The 21,355-nt window shown below is 60.2% G+C and carries 18 protein-coding genes and 3 pseudogenes; 8 read left to right on the top strand and 13 right to left on the bottom strand.

What is annotated here, in order from left to right; translation table 11 throughout:
* Positions 1–266: 266 nt before the first annotated feature.
* Positions 267–653: pseudogene (locus AAEZ05_RS23955) on the top strand (site-specific integrase); the annotation flags it as partial.
* 104 nt (positions 654–757) lie between these two features.
* Here the strand turns inward: AAEZ05_RS23955 and AAEZ05_RS23950 are convergent.
* The 10 genes from AAEZ05_RS23950 to AAEZ05_RS23905 all read right to left on the bottom strand — a co-directional run bounded on the left by AAEZ05_RS23950 (position 758) and on the right by AAEZ05_RS23905 (position 11,787).
* Positions 758–1,450, bottom strand: coding sequence for a nitroreductase (locus AAEZ05_RS23950; RefSeq protein WP_350598258.1), 693 nt, complete (start codon positions 1,448–1,450; stop codon positions 758–760).
* Between the two features lie 539 nt (positions 1,451–1,989).
* Positions 1,990–3,171, bottom strand: a complete 1,182-nt coding sequence (locus tag AAEZ05_RS23945; RefSeq protein ID WP_045060699.1) for an acyl-CoA dehydrogenase — start codon at positions 3,169–3,171, stop codon at positions 1,990–1,992.
* Positions 3,172–3,205: 34 nt separating this feature from the next.
* Positions 3,206–4,408 carry a 3-oxoadipyl-CoA thiolase gene (locus tag AAEZ05_RS23940; protein ID WP_350598255.1) on the bottom strand — a complete coding sequence of 401 codons (1,203 nt, stop codon included), beginning with the start codon at positions 4,406–4,408 and terminating at the stop codon, positions 3,206–3,208.
* A gap of 2 nt (positions 4,409–4,410) precedes the next feature.
* Positions 4,411–5,925 (bottom strand): 3-hydroxyacyl-CoA dehydrogenase, encoded by a 1,515-nt coding sequence (locus AAEZ05_RS23935; protein ID WP_350649195.1) that lies wholly within the window; start codon positions 5,923–5,925, stop codon positions 4,411–4,413.
* 10 nt (positions 5,926–5,935) lie between these two features.
* Entirely contained in the window at positions 5,936–6,880 is a 945-nt protein-coding gene (locus AAEZ05_RS23930) for an electron transfer flavoprotein subunit alpha/FixB family protein (RefSeq protein WP_045060697.1), read from the bottom strand.
* Positions 6,880–7,629, bottom strand: coding sequence for an electron transfer flavoprotein subunit beta/FixA family protein (locus AAEZ05_RS23925; protein ID WP_045060696.1), 750 nt, complete (start codon positions 7,627–7,629; stop codon positions 6,880–6,882). The genes AAEZ05_RS23930 and AAEZ05_RS23925 overlap by 1 nt, the downstream gene beginning before the upstream one ends.
* Before the next feature lie 64 nt (positions 7,630–7,693).
* Positions 7,694–8,836 (bottom strand): acyl-CoA dehydrogenase family protein, encoded by a 1,143-nt coding sequence (locus tag AAEZ05_RS23920; protein WP_045060695.1) that lies wholly within the window; start codon positions 8,834–8,836, stop codon positions 7,694–7,696.
* Positions 8,837–8,847: 11 nt separating this feature from the next.
* The gene (locus AAEZ05_RS23915; RefSeq protein ID WP_045060694.1) at positions 8,848–10,044 is read right to left on the bottom strand and encodes an acyl-CoA dehydrogenase family protein; all 1,197 of its coding nucleotides are present in this window, start codon (positions 10,042–10,044) and stop codon (positions 8,848–8,850) included.
* Between the two features lie 48 nt (positions 10,045–10,092).
* Positions 10,093–10,953, bottom strand: coding sequence for an enoyl-CoA hydratase-related protein (locus tag AAEZ05_RS23910; RefSeq protein WP_350598246.1), 861 nt, complete (start codon positions 10,951–10,953; stop codon positions 10,093–10,095).
* 57 nt (positions 10,954–11,010) lie between these two features.
* Entirely contained in the window at positions 11,011–11,787 is a 777-nt protein-coding gene (locus AAEZ05_RS23905) for an enoyl-CoA hydratase (protein ID WP_045060692.1), read from the bottom strand.
* Positions 11,788–12,014: 227 nt separating this feature from the next.
* On the opposite strand from AAEZ05_RS23905, the gene AAEZ05_RS23900 reads away from it, so the two are divergent.
* From AAEZ05_RS23900 to AAEZ05_RS23875, 6 genes are all read left to right on the top strand, one after another.
* The gene (locus AAEZ05_RS23900; protein ID WP_350649192.1) at positions 12,015–13,610 is read left to right on the top strand and encodes an AMP-binding protein; all 1,596 of its coding nucleotides are present in this window, start codon (positions 12,015–12,017) and stop codon (positions 13,608–13,610) included.
* Between the two features lie 47 nt (positions 13,611–13,657).
* Positions 13,658–14,425 (top strand): SDR family NAD(P)-dependent oxidoreductase, encoded by a 768-nt coding sequence (locus AAEZ05_RS23895; protein WP_350649190.1) that lies wholly within the window; start codon positions 13,658–13,660, stop codon positions 14,423–14,425.
* Between the two features lie 31 nt (positions 14,426–14,456).
* On the top strand, positions 14,457–15,239 hold the full coding sequence (locus AAEZ05_RS23890; RefSeq protein WP_019689441.1) for an enoyl-CoA hydratase-related protein: 783 nt from the start codon (positions 14,457–14,459) through the stop codon (positions 15,237–15,239).
* A gap of 59 nt (positions 15,240–15,298) precedes the next feature.
* Positions 15,299–16,438, top strand: coding sequence for a cyclohexanecarboxyl-CoA dehydrogenase (gene aliB, locus AAEZ05_RS23885; RefSeq protein ID WP_045060718.1), 1,140 nt, complete (start codon positions 15,299–15,301; stop codon positions 16,436–16,438).
* 73 nt (positions 16,439–16,511) lie between these two features.
* On the top strand, positions 16,512–16,991 hold the full coding sequence (locus AAEZ05_RS23880; RefSeq protein ID WP_045060689.1) for a MarR family winged helix-turn-helix transcriptional regulator: 480 nt from the start codon (positions 16,512–16,514) through the stop codon (positions 16,989–16,991).
* A 113-nt stretch (positions 16,992–17,104) separates the two neighbouring features.
* Positions 17,105–18,406 carry an OprD family porin gene (locus AAEZ05_RS23875; protein WP_350649188.1) on the top strand — a complete coding sequence of 434 codons (1,302 nt, stop codon included), beginning with the start codon at positions 17,105–17,107 and terminating at the stop codon, positions 18,404–18,406.
* Positions 18,407–18,667: 261 nt separating this feature from the next.
* Here AAEZ05_RS23875 and AAEZ05_RS30860 read toward each other — a convergent pair.
* Together AAEZ05_RS30860 and AAEZ05_RS23870 are read right to left on the bottom strand one after the other, a co-directional pair.
* Positions 18,668–18,791 (bottom strand): annotated as a pseudogene (locus AAEZ05_RS30860) (efflux RND transporter periplasmic adaptor subunit); the annotation flags it as partial.
* A 130-nt stretch (positions 18,792–18,921) separates the two neighbouring features.
* A complete protein-coding gene (locus tag AAEZ05_RS23870; protein ID WP_350649186.1) occupies positions 18,922–19,554 on the bottom strand; it encodes a trimeric intracellular cation channel family protein in 633 nt (210 codons plus the stop codon).
* 528 nt (positions 19,555–20,082) lie between these two features.
* Between AAEZ05_RS23870 and AAEZ05_RS23865 the strand changes: the two genes are divergently transcribed.
* Positions 20,083–20,268, top strand: coding sequence for a ribbon-helix-helix protein (locus AAEZ05_RS23865; protein ID WP_045060687.1), 186 nt, complete (start codon positions 20,083–20,085; stop codon positions 20,266–20,268).
* Between the two features lie 238 nt (positions 20,269–20,506).
* On the opposite strand, the pseudogene AAEZ05_RS23860 reads toward AAEZ05_RS23865, so the two are convergent.
* A pseudogene (locus tag AAEZ05_RS23860) lies at positions 20,507–21,271 on the bottom strand (SulP family inorganic anion transporter); the annotation flags it as partial.
* Positions 21,272–21,355 lie beyond the last annotated feature (84 nt).

Below are 21,355 nucleotides of genomic sequence, written 5' to 3'. Positions count from 1 at the left end.
GCGGGTCGCCAAACCCGGACGCCATATGGGCGACGGGCGGACTATAAGTCGCGTCGGGGTGCTGTGCAAGGGATTGATGGAGATGGGGATACCGAGAGCAATGCAGGATTTTTCACGAGCCCCGTGAAGCACAGGACACCGTTTCCCCCTACGATAAGGGATCGGCAAACGGGTAAAAGGGAGGCGGCCGAAACGAGCAGCCAGGCTTGAAGAGCGACGACGAGCAACTGGTGGTGCCGAATAACCCGGCTGAGTCGATCATCGAGCTGGATGATGGGCATGTGGACGTGAAAGTGGTGAGCAAACAGGTTCGCGATCGCCAGGCCCGCTTCAAAAACCGCAAGGCCCTCTCCAGACGGTGCCATGACGATACCCTGGTCCTTGCCGACGGCCACAACGGCGACTGGACTCCGCATGACCTGCGTCGTACGGGGGCGACCATGATGCAAGCCTTAGGCGTTAGCCTGGATGTCATCGATCGCTGCCAAAATCATGTACTGGCCGGCTCTCGGGTGAGGCGCCATGACTTGCACCACGACTATGCACAAGTGAAGAAAAACGCCTGGAACCTGTTAAGCGACCGACTCAATGCCGTGCTGTCCTCAACTTACGAGCACACGCCAAACGAGTCGATGTTGTCTTTTCCATCGTAAGCGGCGACAGCGACCCATCGCTTGCGGTAATCGTTCGTTGCTGACTTACCGAGCGGCCTGATTGACCCCGGGCAGCGCGCCCGGGTTTCACAAACCGGTTGCTCCTAGTTACCCTGCGCCCGCGCTTTGAAACCATGAAAAGAGGTAAACGCGGCCACCGGTTCGCGGTGTGTCTGCAGGCTGTTTTCCGGAGCGTCGCGGTCTTCATGCCCCAGTGCGATACCGCACACCAGAATATCCTCGTCCGCGAGCGGCACATGGCGGCGGACGATCTGGTGATACGAGGCGAATGCTGCCTGTGGGCAGGTGTGTAATCCCTGGCCGCGAGCGGCGAGCATGATGTTTTGGATAAACATGCCCAAGTCTATGTAGCTGCCGGTATTGAGTCGGCGATCAAGGCTGATCAGCAAGCCGATCGGCGCGTCGAAGAAGTGAAGGTTGCGCAGGTTCTGGCGCTCGCGTGCCTGCAGGTCGTTGCGGTCGATGCCGAGCGCTTCATACAGACCAAAACCGGAGGCGCGGCGACGGCTCTGGTAGGGCTCGAACCAGCTGTTCGGATAGTACTGATATTCGGGATCATGTCCCTCGGCCTCAAGCGCCGTGGATTCCAGGATATCGGTACACAGCGCCTGCTTGGCATCGCCGGTCAGCACATGCACATGCCAGGGCTGTAGATTGTTTCCGCTGGGCGCCCGTGAAGCTACTTGCAAAATATGTTCAATCACCGGTTTCGAGATGCCCAGGGGCAGGAAGCGGCGGACCGACTTGCGTGAACGTATGGCATTATCTACATGCATGGATAGTCTCCGGATTTAGAACAAATAGCCCTAGGCACGCGTTCTGCTTCGATTTTCTGTGATGGGTGACGGTACTGATCCATCAGTCCGGTTCAGCATCTCTATCAGGTTGCGAGTGATGGTGCCTGCCTGGTCTAGCCTTGGGCGCCGGGTCAATACCTATTGACCGAGCCGGGCACATCGCCGGTGGCAATCAGCCTGAAGGCGGTTGATTATTTCGTCCGGCACCTCGAACCAATCACTGTGTTCATACCCGGAAAACCGAGGATTGCTGCTGACCCACTAACGCAGTTGCTGCACTGCGACAGGCGCGAAAAAACGCACCTGGCCTGACCAACCAGTTGCTGATATAGATGTGAAATTCCACATCCCTGAAGATCAGCGAGCCTATCGCGGTGCCGTGCTTGGGCACGGTACGCCAGCACGAGAAATGGCCCTCTACGAACAATCTGTATTCAGAACCACTCGGCCAATCACTTCGCTCAGGCTTGACACCCACATGGGTATCGGGCCTAGCGAAAAACCTTTTCAGGCTAGCATCAGAAAAATGCCTGGATACCGGTCTGCGCGCGGCCGAGGATCAGCGCATGCACGTCATGGGTGCCTTCGTAGGTGTTGACCACTTCCAGATTGACCAGATGACGGGCCACGCCGAACTCATCACTGATGCCGTTCCCACCCAACATGTCCCGCGCCAGGCGCGCGATGTCCAGGGACTTGCCGCAGCTGTTGCGCTTCATGATCGAAGTGATTTCGACCGCGGCAGTGCCTTCGTCTTTCATCCGTCCCAGGCGCAGGCAACCCTGCAGGGCCAGGGTGATTTCGGTCTGCATGTCCGCCAGTTTTTTCTGGATCAACTGGTTGGCAGCCAACGGTCGACCAAACTGGTTGCGATCAAGCACGTACTGGCGCGCCGTGTGCCAACAGTCTTCGGCCGCACCCAGCGCGCCCCAGGCGATGCCGTATCGCGCCGAATTCAGGCAGGTGAACGGACCGCGCAGGCCGCGCACTTCAGGGAAGGCGTTCTCTTCAGGGCAGAACACGTTGTCCATGACAATTTCGCCGGTAATCGACGCACGCAGCCCAACCTTGCCGTGGATAACCGGAGCACTCAGACCCTGCCAGCCCTTCTCCAGGACAAAGCCGCGAATCTGGCCTTCGTCGTCCTTGGCCCAGACCACAAAGACATCGGCGATCGGGCTATTGGTGATCCACATTTTGCTCCCGGTGAGACGGTAGCCGCCGTCGACTTTTCTCGCCCGGGTAATCATTGAGCCCGGATCAGAACCATGGTTCGGTTCGGTCAGACCGAAGCAGCCAATGTAATGACCGCTGGCCAGCTTCGGCAGGTACTTCTGTTTGGTGGCTTCGTTGCCGAACTCATTGATCGGCACCATCACCAGCGAGGACTGCACGCTCATCATCGAGCGATAACCAGAGTCCACGCGCTCGACCTCACGGGCAATCAGGCCATAGCACACATAGTTCAGACCGCTGCCACCGTAGGTCTCGGGAATGGTGGCGCCGAGCAAGCCGGTCTCGCCCATCTCGCGGAAAATCGCAGGGTCCGTCTGTTCGTGACGAAAAGCCTCCAGCACCCGGGGCGCGAGCTTGTCCGCCGCGAACTGTTGGGCACTGTCGCGGACCATGCGCTCTTCTTCGGTGAGTTGCTGATCCAGCAGCAGTGGGTCGATCCAGTTGAAGCTTGCCTTGTTGGCCATGGGTAATTCTCCGGGTTAGTTCTTGTGATGTTTGTTAGTCGAGGCGTTCAATTACGCAGGCAATGCCCTGGCCCAGGCCAATGCACAAGCTGACCAGGGCGAAGCGCCCGTTGCTGCGTTCCAGTTGACGCACCGCGCTGTAGGCCAGACGGGCACCGGAAGCACCGAGCGGGTGACCGATGGCAATGGCACCACCGTTTGGGTTCAGGCGCGAATCATCGAAGGCCACGCCGAGTTGTCTGGCACAGCCGAGCACTTGCGCGGCAAACGCTTCGTTGATTTCGATCAGGTCCATGTCGGCCAGGCTCAAGCCTGCGCGCTGCAAGACCTTGGTGCAGGCAGGCACCGGGCCGAGGCCCATCAAGCGCGGTTCGACACCGGCCACGGCACCGGCCAGGATGCGTGCGCGCGGCTTGAGGCCGGCCTTCTCACCGATGGCGCGCGAGCCAATCAGCAGCGCAGCAGCGCCATCGTTGATGCCCGAGGCGTTGCCGGCGGTAACAACGCCGCCGTCAAACAGAGGCTGCAGGCCTGACAGCACTTCGAAGTTACTTTGGGGACGCGGATGCTCGTCACGTTCGACCCGCTTCGGTGGCTGCTTGCGCCCTTGGGGGACCTCGATCGGCAGAATTTCACCGGCCTGGAAACCGTCCCGCACCGCCGCGTCGAACAGCACCTGACTGCGAGCGGCGTAGGTGTCGGCTTCTTCGCGAGTGATGCCCAGTTCATGAGCGATGTTGTCCGCCGTCTGCGGCATCGAATCGGCACCGAACCCGGACTCTACCTTCGGGTTGGGAAAGCGAGCTCCGATGGTGCTGTCGTAGACATGGAAGTCACGGGACCAGGCGCTTTGCGCCTTGGCCACCACGAACGGCGCCCGGCTCATGCTCTCGACGCCGCCTGCAATAAACAGCTCGCCTTCGCCGGTGCGCACGGCGCGGGCAGCATCAAGCACGGCGGCGAGGCCGGAGCCACATAAACGATTGACGGTCAAACCGCCCACGGCCGTCGGCAGACCGGACAACAGAGCCACATGACGCGCCAGGTTGCGCCCGTCCTCACCGGCCTGGCTGCTGCAGCCAGCGATCAGGTCTTCATAGTCGCCCACGTCGAACGGGTTACGCGCCACCAGGGCACGCACCACACTGGCCAGCAGGTCATCGGGGCGCACACCGGCCAAAGCCCCTGCGTGGCGACCGAACGGCGAACGCAAACCATCATAAATATAGGCCGTCATGCTCAATCCTCAGCAGTGGTCAGTGGCAGGCCGAGCTGGACCCGACGACGCAGCCAGGGGCTGACCCGATAGCGTGGCTCCTGATACAGCTCATGCAGTTGGTGCAGGATCTGCTGGATCTGCAACGCACCGTAATGGTCACCGAACCCCAGCGGGCCATGGGGGTAACCGAGGGCCAACTGCACCGCACGGTCCAAAGTGGCGGGCTCGGCGATACGGCGCTGGGCAATCTCGCAGCCCAGGTTGACGATCCCGGCGAGCACACGCTGGGCGATGAAGCCCGGCGAGTCATTGATGACCTCCACCGGTACGCCATCGGCGCCCAGGGCCTGGCGTGCCTGCGCCAGCACCTGCGCGTCGAGCGCCGGTTGGCGCATCAGTACGCGGCGCGTGTCGAAGCCGGCGAAGGTCTCCAGCGCCAGGCTGCGTCGCGGCGGCAGTCGCTTGCGGGCGATCACGCTGCTGGCATCCTCGCCCAGCGGCGTCACCAGGCAGATGGCGCTCGCACTGGGCTGATCACCCTGTTCCAGCACCACGCCGGCAACAGACAGAACCGCCGCTATCCGCTCGCGCATTGTCGAGTCACCGCAGTCCAGCCAGAATGGCTGGGTGATGGCCACCTGCGGCGGCGTCTGCTGCGCTTCCTCCACGACACTGCCATCCTGGTAGCGATAGAAGCCCTGCCCTGTTTTGCGCCCCAACAAGCCACTGGCCAGACGGGGTGGCACCAGCGCCGACGGGGTGTAGCGCGGGTCCTGATAAAACTGGGTATGAATCGACTCCATCACCGCATGGGAGACGTCGAGGCCGACCAGGTCGTACAGCTCGAACGGCCCCATGCGAAATCCGAGGCAGTCCTTGAGGATGCGATCGATTTGCGCCGGGGTGGCAATCCCCTCGCCCAGGATACGCAATGCCTCCGGACCGAAGGCCCGACCGGCATGATTGACTAGGAAACCCGGAGAGTCTGGCGTCGTCGCGGCAAAATGTCCCGCATGCCCGGCCAGTGTCGCCAGGCGTTCGATCACCTGCGGATCGGTCAGCTCGCCGCGTACCACTTCGACGATCTTCATCAGTGGCACCGGGTTGAAAAAGTGAAACCCGGCCACCCGCTCGGGATGCTGACAGGCACTGGCAATCAGGCTCACCGACAAGGAAGAGGTGTTGGTTGCCAGCACCGCATCGGCCCTGACCACTTGCTCCAGCGCGCGGAACAGCGCCTGCTTGGCGTCGAGGTTTTCAACGATCGCCTCGATCAACAAATCACAATCGGCCAGGGCCTCAAGGCTTACGGCCGGTCGCATGCAAGCCAGTGCGGTCGCCAGTGCTTCACTGCTCAACTTGCCCTTGGCTGCGGAGCGCTCAAGCAAAGCCCGGTTGGCTTGCAGCGCCTCTTCCGTCGCTTCGCTGCGGCTGTCGTACAGCAGAACCGGAACGCCTGCGGTGGCGAACAACTGAGCGATCCCCCGGCCCATGGCGCCGCTTCCGATCACACCGATTTGTTTGAAAGTATTCACAAGCACCTCCTCAGATCGCCCGTTCCAGTTCCGGCACGGCGTCGAACAGATCCGCCACCAGGCCGTAGTCGGCCACCTGGAAGATCGGCGCCTCTTCGTCCTTGTTGATCGCCACGATGACCTTGGAATCCTTCATGCCAGCCAGGTGCTGGATCGCGCCGGAGATGCCCACGGCGATGTACAACTGCGGCGCCACGATCTTGCCGGTCTGGCCGACCTGCATGTCGTTCGGCACAAAACCGGCATCGACGGCGGCGCGCGACGCCCCAACGCCCGCGCCGAGCTTGTCCGCCAGCGCATAAAGGTGTTTGAAGTTGTCGCCGTTCTGCATGCCACGCCCACCCGACACGACGATCTTCGCGGCGGTCAGCTCCGGGCGATCGGACTTGGCCAGTTCTTCACTGAGGAAAGTCGACTGACCGCTATCGATGACCATGGCGAGCGTTTCGATGACGGCTTTTCCACCTTCGGCGGCAGCGGCGTCGAACCCGGTACCGCGCACAGTGATCACCTTTACGGCGGCAGACGACTGCACCGTCGCGATGGCGTTACCTGCATAAATCGGGCGCTTGAAGGTGTCGGCGCTTTCGACCGCGATGATCTCGGAGATCTGGTCCACATCCAGTTGCGCGGCAACTCGCGGCAAAATGTTTTTACCGTTACTGGTGGCGGCAGCCAGGATGTGGCTGTAGCGGTCAGCCCCTGCTTCTTGAACAAGAGCGACTACCAAAGGAGCGACGTTTTCCGGCAGTTGGTGAGCGTAGGCGGCGTTGTCGGCCAGCAGCACTTTCGTCACGCCAGCCACCTTCGCCGCCGCTTCTGCCACGGCACCAGCGCCCTGACCTGCGACCAGCACATGAATGTCGCCACCGATCTGATGCGCAGCGGTCACTGTATTAAGGGTGGCAGCTGCCAGTGCTGCGTGGGTGTGTTCAGCGATAACCAGGATAGCCATTAGATTACCTTCGCCTCGTTTTTCAGTTTCTCGACCAGTTCGGCCACCGACTTGACCTTGATCCCGGCGCTACGAGCGGCCGGCGCTTCGACTTTCAAGGTGTGCACGGTGCAAGCGCAGCTGACGCCCAGAGCGCTGGGCGTGAGCACCTCTAGCGGCTTCTTCTTGGCTTTCATGATGTTGGGCAGCGACGCGTAGCGCGGTACGTTCAAACGCAGGTCGGTGGTGACGATGGCCGGCAGTTTCAGAGCAACCGTCTGTGCGCCGCCGTCAATTTCGCGGGTCACCGCAACGCTGTCGCCGCTGATGGCGACTTTCGAAGCAAAAGTGCCCTGACCGTAGCCGCTCAACGCGGCAAGCATCTGGCCGGTCTGGTTGTTATCGCTGTCGATAGACTGCTTGCCGAGGATCACCAGTTGAGGCTGTTCCTTGTCGACAACAGCTTTCAATAGCTTGGCCACGGCCAGGGAAGTCAGATCTTCGGCAGATTCGACGAGGATGGCGCGGTCGGCACCCAGGGCCAGCGCCGTGCGCAGTTGCTCCTGTGCCGCACTGCTGCCGATGCTCACGACCACAACCTCAGTGGCAATGCCCTGCTCTTTGAGGCGTACCGCTTCTTCCACGGCAATTTCACAGAAGGGATTCATCGCCATCTTGACGTTGGCCAGGTCGACGTCGGAGTTGTCCGCCTTGACGCGGACCTTGACGTTGAAATCCACCACACGCTTTACCGCCACCAGTACTTTCATAGTGTGTTCCCGTCTTGGCGCGGTGACCTGTGCCCGAGGCGGTCACCGCTTTTGCAGTGATTGATCAGGCGCTGCGCAGCAAGTCTGCGTAGGCCTGCAAATGGTGGTCGTCATCACCCAACTGATGACCCAGCATCACTAGGCGCTTGGCGTGATGGGCCAGGTTGTATTCCCAGGTCATGCCGATACCACCGTGCAACTGGATCGCTTGCTCGGCGATCAGGCGTGCGGCGCGGACAATCACGAATTTGGCGGCGGCTAGTTGCCGGCTGCGCTCATCGCTATCGGCCTGATCGGCCACGCAGGCGGCAAGGATTGCCATCGAGGTGGCCATTTCCAGTTCGCCGCGCATGTCGGCCATGCGGTGTTGCAACACCTGGAACTTGCCGATCGGCGCACCGAACTGTTTGCGCGTCTTGAGGTAGTCGAGGGTCAGGCGAAAGGCTTCCTGCATGCCGCCGATGGCTTCGGCGCACTGTCCAGCAATGGCTCGGCCCTGCTGATAACGCAAGGCCGGCAAGGCCTCGCCGACATCGCCCAGCAGCGCAGCGCTGGCCACAAACACATCGTCCAGGATCAGGTCGCTGGCACGCGGGCCATCGATGCAGGGGTAATCGCGACGCTGCAGCCCCTGGGCTTGCGCCTTGACCAGAAACAGGCTGATGCCTTGTTCGCAACGAGCATCACCGCCGGTGCGCGCCGACACCAGGATCAACGCCGCACTGGCAGCGCCAACCACAGCAATCTTGCGTCCGGACAGACACCAGCCCCCCTCGACCGGGCGCGCCTGGGTCAGCACATCGTGCAATTGGTAGTGGCTTTGCAGTTCTTCCAAAGCCACCGCCAGTTGCAGCGAGCCTTCAGCCACTTGCGGCAACAGGTCTGCCTGCTGGCTGGCATCGCCCAGTTGCTGCAGCAGACCGGCCGCGTGAATCTGCGACTGCAAGAACGGCTCCAGGCACAGGTTGCGACCGAGCTCGGTCATGATCAGCATGTTGTCCACGCCGCTGCCACCGAAGCCGCCATGTTCCTGGGCAACCGGCACCGAACACAGGCCCAGTTCGGCCATCTGGTTCCAGAACGCCGGGCTCATGCCGGCTTCGCTGTGGTAGTAGCCTTCGCGGGCTTCGAAGCTGTAGTGATCGCGGGCCAGTCGGGCCACGGTATCTTGTAGCATCTGCTGCTCGGAGCTGAGTGTGAAGTCCATTGCTTACCTCCTTAAAGCTCAAGAATCATCTTGGCGATGATGTTCTTTTGAATTTCATTGGAGCCGCCGTAGATAGACAGCTTGCGCAGATTGAAATACTGGCTGGCGGGGGCGGCGCTGTAGTCGGTGTGCAATGGGGTTCCGGCAAAATCGTCATGCAGTTCCGCTTCGACGAAAGGCAACGCCTTGGCGCCCAGCGCCTTGCGCAGCAAGTGGCTGATGGCTTGGCGGATTTCCGAACCCTTGATCTTCAGGATCGAACTTTCGGCGCCCGGAACCCCGCCGGCCTGGGCTGCGGCGAGGATGCGCAGGGTGCTCATCTCGATGGCCAGCAGCTGAATTTCCACTTCGGCGACCTGCAAGCGAAACTGCGGGTCGTCCAGCAACGGCCGACCGTTGCGCAGCTCCTGCTCGGCGACCTGCTTGAGGTGTGCCAGTGCGGCCTTGGACTGGCCGATGCCGGCCTGCCCGGTGCGCTCGTGGGTAAGCAGGTACTTGGCGCAGGTCCAGCCCTGATTCTCTTCACCCACCAGGTTTTCCAGCGGTACGCGGACGTTGTCGAAGAAGACTTCGTTGACTTCGTGCTCGCCTTCAAGGGTGATGATCGGCCGCACGCTGATACCGGGCGTGGTCATATCGATCAGCAGGAAGGAAATGCCCCGCTGCTGCTGGGCTTCGCTGTCGGTGCGCACCAGGCAGAAAATCATGTTGGCGTGCTGGCCCAGGGTGGTCCAGGTTTTCTGGCCGTTGACCACATAGTGGTCGCCCTGACGCACGGCGCGGGTCTTGAGGCTGGCCAGGTCCGAGCCTGCGCCCGGTTCGGAATAGCCCTGGCACCACCAGTCTTCGCCGGACAGAATCCGCGGCAGGTAATGCGCCTGCTGCACTGGGCTGCCGAACTTCATGATCACCGGCGCAACCATGTTGACGCCGAAGGAGATCAGGCGCGGCGCACCGAAGGCGGCGCATTCCTCTTCGAAAATGTGTTTTTGCACCACGCCCCAGCCAGTGCCTCCAAAGGCCCTTGGCCAATTGGCTGCGTACCAGCCGCGCCGGGCGAGGATCCGCTGCCAGCGTTGGTGGTCTTCTTTGCTCAGACGCTTGCCCAGGCGAACTTTGGTGGCGATGTCTGCCGGCAGCGCGTCACGAAGAAAGGCGCGCACCTCAGTGCGGAACTCAAGTTCGGCAGGTGTGTAGTGAATGTCCATGCAAAGTCCTCGATCGATGGTCAGGCCAACACCAGGCTGGCCGCGGGTTCAGCTCTGGCGGTTCTTGGCCGCCTGGCGCCGGGCAAAGAAGTCTTCGATCAGCGCCGCGCGCTGGGGTGAGGCCATGCATTCGAGAAACAGCGCGCGCTCATGTTGAAGGCCTTCGATCAAGGGCAGCCGGGTCGCCGCCTCGATCGCGGCGACGCAGCGCGGCGCTGAAAAAGAATCGGGCCGAGTGCGGGCGATGTCGCTGCGCTGCGCGGCAAACAAGGCGTTCGCCTCGGCAGGTTCAGTGGGCACCGCAGCCTGGCCAACGCGCCGCACGGGGGCCTTTTCGGCCAGCAGTTGCCGGGCATGCTTGAGGCCAGCAACCAGCGGCTCGTCGCTGTACAGAGCATCGACAAGGCCAAGATCCAGCGCTTGTAGCGCCTCGATCGGCTCTCCTCCGATGATCATCTCCAGCGCTGTGGCCACACCTACCAGGCGCGGCAGGCGCTGGGTGCCGCCACCACCGGGCAACAGACCCAGGCGGGTTTCGGGCAAGCCAAGCCGGGTGGCGCCGTTGGCAATGCGGTAATGACACGCCAGGGCAACTTCCAGTCCGCCGCCCAGCACTGATCCGTGCAACACCGCCAGCACAGGCTTGTTGCAGTTTTCAATTGCCAGGGTCAGTTCTTGCAGGATCGGCGCTTGGGCAGGCTGGCCGAACTCGCGAATATCAGCACCGGCGATAAAAGTCTTCCCTGCGCAACAGAGCATGATCAACTCGACCTGCTCGTCGCGCTGCGCCTCCATGAAGGCTGCCAGCAGCCCGGCGCGTACGGCGTGGCCCAAGGCATTGACCGGCGGGTTGTTGACCAGGATCAGGGCCACGCCGCCCTCGCGGGTCAGTTGCACGACTGAAGTCATCGGACAGCTCCTATTGCTCTTGTTGTTTGTATGTTGCTGGTCCATCAATCGCGGGAATCAGCGATGGGTCCACACTGGCTTGCGCTTCTGCGCGAAGGCCTGCATGCCTTCCTTCTGGTCCTGACTGGCGAAGCTGGCGTGCATCAAGCGCCGCTCGAACTGCACACCCTCGGCCAGCGTGGTTTCGAAAGCGCGATTGACCGCCTCCTTATTCAGCTTTACCGCAATGGCCGGGTGACCGGCGATTTGCGCAGCCACGGCCAACGCTTCATCGAGCAGATCGGCCAGGGGTACCACACGGCTGATCAATCCCAGGCGCTCGGCCTCATCGACCTCCATGAAGCGCCCGGTCAGGCACAAGTCCATGGCCTTGGCCTTGCCGATGGCCCGGGTCAGCCGTTGGGTACCACCGGCACCGGGCAACGTGCCTACCTTGACTTCGGGCTGCCCAAAACGGGCGTTGTCGGCGGCGATAATCATGTCGCACATCATCGCCAGCTCGCAGCCACCGCCCAGTGCCAGACCGGCAACCGCTGCAATCACCGGTTTGCGGCAGCGAGTGACGGTTTCCCAGTTGGCCGTGACGAAATTCTCCAGGTACACATCGGCAAAGCCCTTGAACTGCAATTCGCTGAGGTCGGCGCCGGCCGCGAAGGCTTTGTCGTTGCCGGTAATGACGATGGCTCGAATCTGCTCGTCGGCCTCGAAGGCAAGCAACGCCTGGCCCAGCTCGATCATCAAGGCGTCGTTGAGCGCGTTGTAGACGGCCGGGCGATTAAGGCGGATCAGGCCAACGGCCGCTCGCTGTTCGACAAGGATGTTCAGGAAAGCCATGTCACCTACCTCTTGTTATTCGGGGCTGGCTTCGACTATATCCACCGAAAAATATAAAGACAACATGTTGACATATTAATTTTCAAAGCATTATCTTCAGCACATCGAAAGGGCACATCCAGATTCAATGAAAACAATAACTGCAACCCTGAAGAGTCGACCTCGAAATGAATATCTGCACAGGCTCACCACCAGATCGTCATTCCAGAACTAGTGCGCATAATGACATGTCCATTACAGATTTATGGAGCACGCAGCTTGTCCGAGGCGCAGATGACCTCGCCCTGACCAGCTATCAGGCGGGTGAGGACAGTCCTGTCTCGTTTACCTACGCCGAGCTGAATACAGTGGTCACTCGCATGGCAGCCGGGATGGCCGCCATGGGTGTGGAAAAAGGCGGCGTGGTGTCTTGCCAGTTACCGAACTGCTGGCAGATGACCGCCTTGCTCCTGGCCTGCGCCCGCCTCGGTGCGGTGTTCAATCCGCTGATGCCGATCTTTCGTGAGCGCGAGTTGCGCTTCATGCTCGACCACGCCCGCAGTCACTTGCTGATAGTGCCGCAACGCTTCCGGGGGTTCGATTACGCCGGCATGGTGGAAGGCCTGCGCGCAGAACTGCCGGAACTGCGCCACGTACTGGTGATCGGTGCTGACGGCGACAACAGCTTTGAACAGCAACTGCTGAACCAGGAATGGGAAACACGCTGCGATACCCAGAGCCTGTTTGCCCAGCGCCACCCCCATGCCGATGACATCGTCCAGCTGCTCTTTACCTCCGGCACCACCGGCGAGCCCAAGGGCGTGCTGCATACCTCCAGCACCCTGCTGAACAACGTCGGCCCCTACGCCGAACGCCTGGCGCTAGGCCGCGACGACATCATCTTCATGGCCTCACCCATGGCGCATCAGACCGGTTTCCTGTACGGCATGCTGATGCCCATCTACCTCGGTGCGTCAGCGGTATTGCAGGATGTCTGGGATGCGCACACCGCGCTGAAGATCATCGCCGCCGAGCGCCCGACCTTCACGATGGCGTCGACACCTTTTCTCGCCGACCTGATCGAGCTTGCGCCTGAGCATCGTGATGCGCTGTCGAGCCTGCGGATTTTTGTCTCGGCGGGCGCGCCGATTCCGGAAAACCTGGTGGAAAAGGCGGGCAACAGCCTCAACGCGAAAATCGTCTCGGCCTGGGGCATGACCGAAACCGGTGCCGTCACCATGACCCGCCCGCAAGACGATCCCCAGCGAGCCATTTTCACCGACGGCGTGGCCCTGCCCCTGGTGGCAGTACGGGTGGTCGACGATGCCGGGCTTGAGATTCCAGCTGGCAGCGAAGGTCATCTGCAAGTCCGCGGCGCCAGCCTGTTCGTCGGTTACCTCAAGCGCCCCGATCTTTATAGCGTCGATGCCCAGGGCTGGTTCGCCACCGGTGACCTGGCCCGCATGGATGACCAGGGCTATATCCGCATCACCGGGCGGACCAAGGATGTGGTCATTCGTGGCGGCGAAAACATCCCGGTAGTGGAGGTCGAGAACCTGCTCTACAAGCACCCGGCCATTTCGGCGGTGGCACTGGTCGGCTGCCCCGACGAGCGTCTCGGTGAACGTGTCTGTGCCTACGTCACCTTGCATGGCGGTTATACGGACCTGAGCCTCGAAGACGCCGTGGCCTTCCTGGTCGAACACCACCTGTCGCGCAACTACTTGCCCGAATACCTGGAAGTGCTGCCTGCCCTGCCCCGCACACCGTCCGGAAAAATCCAGAAATTCAAACTGCATGAGCGGGCCGCGAGCATTCGCATCGACCCGGTCAGGCGCCGCTGACGCACTCACTCGAATCATGCATTACAACTGACTTGGAGAATGCCCCTATGAAAGGCCTTAGTGGAAAAACCGTGATCATCACCGGCGGTGGCGGTGGCATCGGTCGCGCCGTCTGCCAGCGTTTCGCCGCCGAAGGCAGCCTGGTTGCCGTGCTCGATCGCGACAGCGCCGCCGCGCAAACCACCGTCGACCTGATCCGCGAAGCCGGTGGCGAAGCGGTTGCCTACGCCGCCGACATCGCCGATTACGCCGCCATCACCGACACCGTGGCCTCGATCGAAAAAGACCTGGGCGTACCGACGGTTCTGGTCAACAACGCCGGTTTCGACCGTTTCATGCCCTTCCTCAAGACCGAGCCCAAACAGTGGGAGCAGCTGATTGCGATCAACCTGACCGGTGCCCTGAACATGCATCACGTGGTGTTGCCGAAAATGCTTGAGGCCGGTGGCGGCAAAGTCATCAACATCGCTTCCGATGCCGCCCGCGTCGGCTCCTCGGGCGAGGCCGTGTACGCGGCCTGCAAGGCGGGCCTGGTGGGCTTGAGTAAAACCCTGGCGCGGGAACTGGCGACCAAGAACATCAACGTCAACGTGGTCTGCCCCGGCCCGACCGACACTGCGCTGCTCAAGAGCGTGGCCGAAACCTCCAGCAACCCGGAAAAGCTTCTGGAAGCGTTCAAGAATGCCGTACCGATGCGTCGCCTCGGCCAGCCCGAAGACTACCCGGGCATCATCGCCCTACTCGCCAGCGACGATGCCAACTTCATCACCGGACAAGTGATCAGCGTGTCCGGCGGACTGACGATGGCCGGCTAAGCCCGACGACCCACTACCAGGAGTTATTGCAATGAACTACGAAGACATCCTCTACCAGGAACTCAACGGCGTCGCCACCATCACCATCAACCGCCCGGAGCGCTACAACGCGTTCCGCGGCCAGACCTGCATGGAGTTGCTCGACGCCTTCAACCGCGCCGGCTGGAACAAGGAAATCGGCGTCATCGTCTTCACTGGCGCTGGCGACAAGGCTTTCTGCACAGGCGGCGACCAGGGCGCCCATGAAGGACAGTACGACGGTCGCGGCTTGATCGGCCTGCCGGTCGAAGAGTTGCAGAACCTGATCCGCGAAGTGCCCAAGCCGGTGATCGCCCGGGTCAACGGCTTTGCCATCGGCGGCGGGCACGTATTGCACGTGGTCTGCGACCTGAGCATCGCCTCCGACAAAGCCGTATTCGGCCAGGTCGGCCCCAAGGTCGGCTCGGTCGATCCGGGTTACGGCACCGCGTACCTGTCTCGCCTGATTGGCGAAAAACGTGCCCGCGAGATCTGGTACCTGTGCCGCAAGTACAGCGCCCAACAGGCACTGGACTGGGGCTTGGTCAACGCCGTGGTGCCTCACGAGCAGCTCGATGAAGAAGTGCAGAAGTGGTGCGAGGAGATTCTCGAGAAGAGCCCGACCGCCCTGTCCATCGCCAAGCGCTCGTTCAATGCCGACAGCGCCAACATCGGCGGTATCGGTGGCCTTGGCATGCAAGCCCTGAGCCTGTACTACGACACCGAAGAATCCAAGGAAGGTGTCGCAGCCTTCAAGGAAAAGCGCAAGCCCGAGTTCCGCAAGTTCTACAAGTGAGCCCTGTGCCGGCAGCCATCCCGTTGCCGGCACAGCACCTGAATGTCCTGGAGAGCATCATGAATTTCGCCTTCACAGAACAACAAAATGCCATCCGCGAAAGCGTTGCACGATTCAGCGCCGACGTCCTCGCCCCCGGTTACCGTCAGCGTGATCGCGAGGGCCGCATCGAGCGTGAAGTCATTGCGCAAATGGGCGAAATGGGGCTGCTCGGCGGCGAACTGCCGGCAGCCTTCGGCGGCAGCGACCTGGACTGCGTCACCGCCGGCCTGATCATCGAAGAACTGGCCCGTGGCGACTTCAATGTGGCGTATATCCCGCTGCTGACTTCGCTCAACGGCCAGATCATCGCCCAATACGCCGAGTCCTCGCTGGCCCGAGAATGGCTGGGCGAAATGACCGCCGGGCGCAAGGTTGCCTGCATCGCCCTGACCGAACCCAGCGGCGGATCGGATGCCGCCAGCCTGCGCCTGAAGGCCGAGCTCAAGGGCGATGTCTATGTGCTGAACGGCGAGAAAACCTCCATTTCCATGGCCGACCAGGCTGATGTCGCCGTGGTCTTCGCCCGCACCGGCACCGTGGAACAACGCGCCAGCGGCATCAGTGCCTTTCTTGTACCGATGGACCTGCCGGGCATCAGCACCACGCGTTTCGAAGATACCGGCGAGCGCGCCATCGGTCGCGGCTCGATTTTTTTCGACAACGTCCAGGTACCGGTCAACCATCGCCTGGGCGATGAAAACAAGGGCTTCAAGCAAGTCATGCAAGGCTTCGATTACAGCCGCGCCCTGATCGGCCTGCAGTGCCTGGCCCTGGCCCAGCAGTCGCTGGATGAAACCTGGCAGTGGCTGACCGAGCGCAAGGCCTTTGGCCAGGCCTTGTCAACCTTCCAGGGCTTGACTCACCCTCTGGCAGAATTGCAGACCTACGTGCATGCTGCGCGCCTGCAGTGTTATTACGCCTTGTGGCTCAAGGATAATAAGATGCCGCACAATGCCGAGGCGGCCATGAACAAATGGTGGGGGCCGAAGCTCGCATTCGATGTGGTCAAGCAGTGTTTGCTGGCCCACGGGCACACTGGTTACGGTGAGGATCTGCCGTTTGCCCAGCGCTTGCGCGATGTACTTGGCCTGCAAATCGGTGACGGCACCGCGCAGATCATGAAAAATATCATTGCCCGTGAGTTTGTCCCCCATTGACGCCCTGCCTGCTCTACCAGGCCGGGCGCTCATGCAACCGCGCTTGACCTCACGGAGCCGACAAGGAGCATCCATGAACAACAGCGACACCCGATCCGTCCCGAACAGGTTGTTTTTCCGGTTGTTCCAGACCGGCAACGTCCTGCAAAGGCAGGTCCAGAAAGAAATGGGCATCAGCACGGTGCAATGGGCCGTGCTTGGCGCACTTTCACGCCAAGGCTATGAAGGCGGTATCTCGTTCTTTGAACTGACCGAGTACCTGGTCGTCAGCCGACAAAGCCTGGACGGCGTGCTCAAGCGCATGGAGCGCGACAACCATGTGCTGCGCGTGCCGCACCCGGACGACGGGCGCGCGCGCCTGGTGCAATTGACTGACACCGGAAAGGCGTTCTGGGATTCATTGCAGGAGCGGATCCAGACGTTTTACGAGCAGGGCCTGAAAAGCTTCAGTTTCGACGACGGCATCAGCCTGCTGCATTTTCTCAACAAACTACAAGACGACATGGCGGCCATATCGCTCGGCAACGAGCAGCAAGACGACGAGGCGCAATAGGCTGACCCCATCCTTCCTGCCCTCGCCGAAGCGTCACTGTTCATGAAAACCTGAAAGCCCCTGTGCGGGGCTGCTGAACAACAACTACTCACAGCAGGCAGGAACTTCTCATCATGCGTACAGCCAATCCCGTCACCGGGCATCTGGCCGGGCCGACTCGTGCCCGGTATTTCTTGAAAGTCCCTTTTGTCTCGGCGTTATTGCTCACCACCCAGGCCCAGGCGGACCTGCTCGGCGACAGTCATCTGAGCTTGGAAACACGCAATTTCTACATGAACCGCGACTACCGCGATGCGGGTCTGTTTGATGGCCCGCGCCATGACGGGAAACCGCAAAGCAAAGCTGAAGACTGGGCACAAGGCTTCATCCTGCGCGGCAATTCGGGATTCACCGAAGGGACGGTTGGTGTAGGCCTGGATGTACTGGGGCTGGTCGGCGTCAAGCTCGACTCCGGTGGCGGCAGCAGCGGGACCGGCGTGCTGCAGCGCAATCAACGGACCGGCGAACCCGTCGATGAGTACAGCTTCCTGGCACCGACCGCCAAGCTCAAGGTCGCCAAGACCCTGGTTACCCTCGGCGACCACGAACCGGTGATGCCGGTACTGTTTCGCAATGACACGCGCCTGCTGCCACAAACCTATCGGGGTGGCCAGGTCGTCTCCACCGACATTCAGAACCTGAGCCTCACTGCCGGGCAATTTCGCCAGGCCCATCAGCGCGACTCGTCCGACTACGAAGACCTGCGCATGGCGGCCGACGGTTCCACCGGCGGCGTGCCCACCGACCGCTTCAACTATGGCGGAGTGACCTACGCCTTCCTGCCCAACCTAAGTGCTACGTTTTATCGTGCCGAACTGAAGGACAACTACAGCCAGAATGCCGCCAGTCTTCTGTACAAGACGCCTTTAAGCGAAAGCGTCAACTTGAAGGCCGACCTGCGCTACTTCGGCAGCGCTGATGAGGGCCGGACCAACGTCGATAACCGCTACCTGGGCAGCATGTTCACCTTGAGCAGCCGCGGCCACTCCCTGGGCCTGGGCTATCAGAACCAGCGCGGCGACACTGGCCTGCCCTACCTGTTGGTCGCCGACCCATGGGCCTTGAACAACGGCACTTACCAGCCCTTCGTCCGCGCCAAAGAAGACTCATGGCAACTGCGTTATGACTTTGACTTTGCCGTCCTGGGCATCCCCGGGCTCACCCTGATGACCCGCTACATGCGAGGCGATGATTTCGATATTCGAGGGGTTGCCGCCAAAGAGTGGGAGCGTAATACCGACATCGGCTACGTGATCCAGAGTGGGCCTTTACGAAACCTGAGCCTGCGCTGGCGCAACGTCACTTATCGCGGAAGCGAAACGACGGATGTCGACGAAAATCGCCTGATCGTCGCTTACACGTTCAAGTTCTGGTAATCCGTTAGGGTATTGGTCTTCGCCAATTGTCCCTGAATTGGATTCAGACTGCGTGGCATCACCATAACCCAGGTACGGATATACCTGGGTTGTGCCACCGCGACGTCGAGGGCCTGCTTCAATTGCTGCCCTTCGCGACAGGCAAGAGTCGGCCAAAAGCAATGGGATGGACTCTTCCTCACTTCGGCATCTTGAGTGCCAGACTGAAGGTGCGAACCACAGTCAGCTGGCCTAAACGGACGCTGCCTGCACGCGGGTTTGCCCGTAGAGCTCAACCGTCGCCGCCGAGCCACAGCGCAGGATGTAGCGTCTCGGGTAACTGGATCACGGCCTCGCGGTGCCCTGAATGGGCAACGCGTACCACCATTTGTCCCGCGCAAACCATGTCTTGCGTGAGGAAACAGGGTGAAGGGAAAAAAGGCTGCAGGTGCAGCCTCAAGGATGGGGGGGCAGAGATGACTAAGCATCACTCATGTTTTCTTATAGAGCGTAGCTTTGTCGGCCAGGCAACAAGATCAATCGACTACATGGAACCTGGGTAGCATCCATTTCCAACGAATGGCGGCAATACGGCTGACAAAAACGAACGCAATGGCGATTGCAGACGCCACTTCAAGAGAAATCTGAAAATCCAACAGCGTGATGTAGGCGACTGCACCCAAAATACTGATGGATGCATAAACCTCACGTTTAAACACCAACGGTATTTCGTTACACAACACATCACGCATCACACCCCCGGCGACTGCGGTAGCTACACCCATGATCACTGCGATGCTGGGGGGGAGGTTTTGCTGAAGAGCTATATCTGTTCCTCTGACCGTAAATACAGCCAATCCAAATGCATCGGCTACCAACAGCACCCTCTCGTTGAAGGTTTTCAAGGTCCTCGCCCAAATCATGGTTCCTAGCGAAGCACTAACCCCTACCAAAAAGCCATTCTCATTGGAAACCCATTCGATCGGATAATGTGCCATCAGTACGTCACGCAAGGCACCGCCGCCTAAAGCGGTGACTAAACTGATGGTGATCACACCGAACCAGTCCAACGATTTTCGCCCTGCCATCAGGGTGCCAGTCACTGCGAAGGCTGCAACGCCTGACAACTCACAGTAATAAATCACCCAACCAGCGTGGTAAACCTTCATTTACGGAACCAGCCTGTACTGCAAATGGGAGAAGTTCTTGAAATGAAGCACCCTCAAAGACTCACATTTAGGTCTAATCACATTATCATAGCATGATAATAAAATCATAACTGAGGCGAGCGATGAATACAGGGCAATAGACACAGCCGCGTATCGTCATGAGGGTTATCCACTTGGAAAAACCACTGTCGAATCAAGCGTGCGGGTCGAAACGATAGGTGACCTGGCAATGGCGTATAGCCCAGGGGTCGCGCGGCCTTGCTTGGCAATAGCCAAAAATCCGGACGACGTTTCCCAAGCCGTTGGATGGGCGCCTGCATTCGGGGGTAGCTGGAGCAGAGGCTAGATCGGCAATTGATTCGGGCGAGGCCATCTATCCCTTCATTTACCCGTTTCTGGTAAGCGTACCGTCGCCATTTTCTGATCACGGTCAATCTAGTTAACTGTCACGAACCTAATCGGTGACAAATAAATCCCCGACCATTACAATTTGATTAACATCGACCGTTTTAGGGTACTGGCAATTCCATGGAAAATAAGACTGCACGACTAACTGTGCTCATTGATCCCGTCAAGAAAAAAGCGCTTGAAGAGCTGTGCGCGTCTCAGGATCTGACGCCCTCTCAGGTCGTTCGTCAGCTTATTCGGGACTATCTGGAGACGCATGGCGTGTCCTACGCCACCAAAAGCAAAACTGCGGCCAATGGTAAGTGATTCATCTGCGCCTGAGCGGGCACGACGAATGCCTGCTCATCGCTCCTTCTACTCTCTTGCACCTATCTCTAGCCCTGTGGCTCGGAGTAGCTGCCCAGTGCACCACTGAAGTCAGCATGATAATGCTGTGAGCCGAGTGCCTGAAGAACCCCTGCCTTGTCGAGCTTGCCAAGGACTTTTTCGTTGGCTTCACACAACTTCACGACAATGCTGCGTTTACGCACTGCTCAATAACTTCGAGCAGAGTGATCAACGTGACGGCGTGCGCAAAACCCGCAATGGGGCTGTTGCCGCCGTTGCGGATGTCGGTCGCAGTTCGAGCGATCGCGCCTGTCGCAGCAAAGCCACCCAACAGAGGAGTGACCAGGCTGGCAATGCCTTGTCCGATTAACTCCTGATTGGAGTCATGTTTGGTGCCGGCCATCCCGTCGGCGACAGCAGCAGACAACAGCGACCCGATCGCCCCCAGCATCGCGATCGCGAACGCAGGACCAATCAATTCAATGATCTGCGGCAGCGTTATTTCAGGAAGGCCAATTTTGGGCAGTCCTTGAGGAATCGGCAAGCCCAAAAAGTCTTTCCACTGCCCGACCCAAATGATCACGCCGATGCCGGCGGTGAACCCAACGATCACGGGATCGGGAATGAACTTGATAAGTGCGCCAAGCTTGGTGATGCCGGCAGTAACAATATTGCACCCGCCATCATTGTCGCGATCTGCAAGCCATCAATGCCGTACTTGGCTGTCACGCTGGCCAAAATGACGATGAACGCCTCAGTAGGGCCGGCAATCTGTAGTCGACTCCCGCCGAAAAGCGAAACCAATAAGCCACCAACAATTGCCGTGTAGATTCCTTGCTCCGGCTTGACGCCCGGGGCGATGGCAAACGCCATGGCCAAGGGTAACGCCACGACGCCGACTATGACCCCCGAGACGATATTTCGGAGCCAGTGCTTGCGCCCCTAGCAAGCCCGCTTTCCAAGCTTCTCGTATGGCAATCATGACTAGCCTCACGCTGGCGGCATGTGCATACTATTCACACGTAGTGATAATACCAAAGCAATTGGCCTAGCCTCTTACGACACC

This window comes from Pseudomonas sp. HY13-MNA-CIBAN-0226 (assembly GCF_040310305.1).
Lineage (GTDB): Bacteria > Pseudomonadota > Gammaproteobacteria > Pseudomonadales > Pseudomonadaceae > Aquipseudomonas > Aquipseudomonas gregormendelii.
Note: the sequence above shows the minus strand (reverse complement) of the source record. Positions and strands in the feature narration are given on the sequence as shown.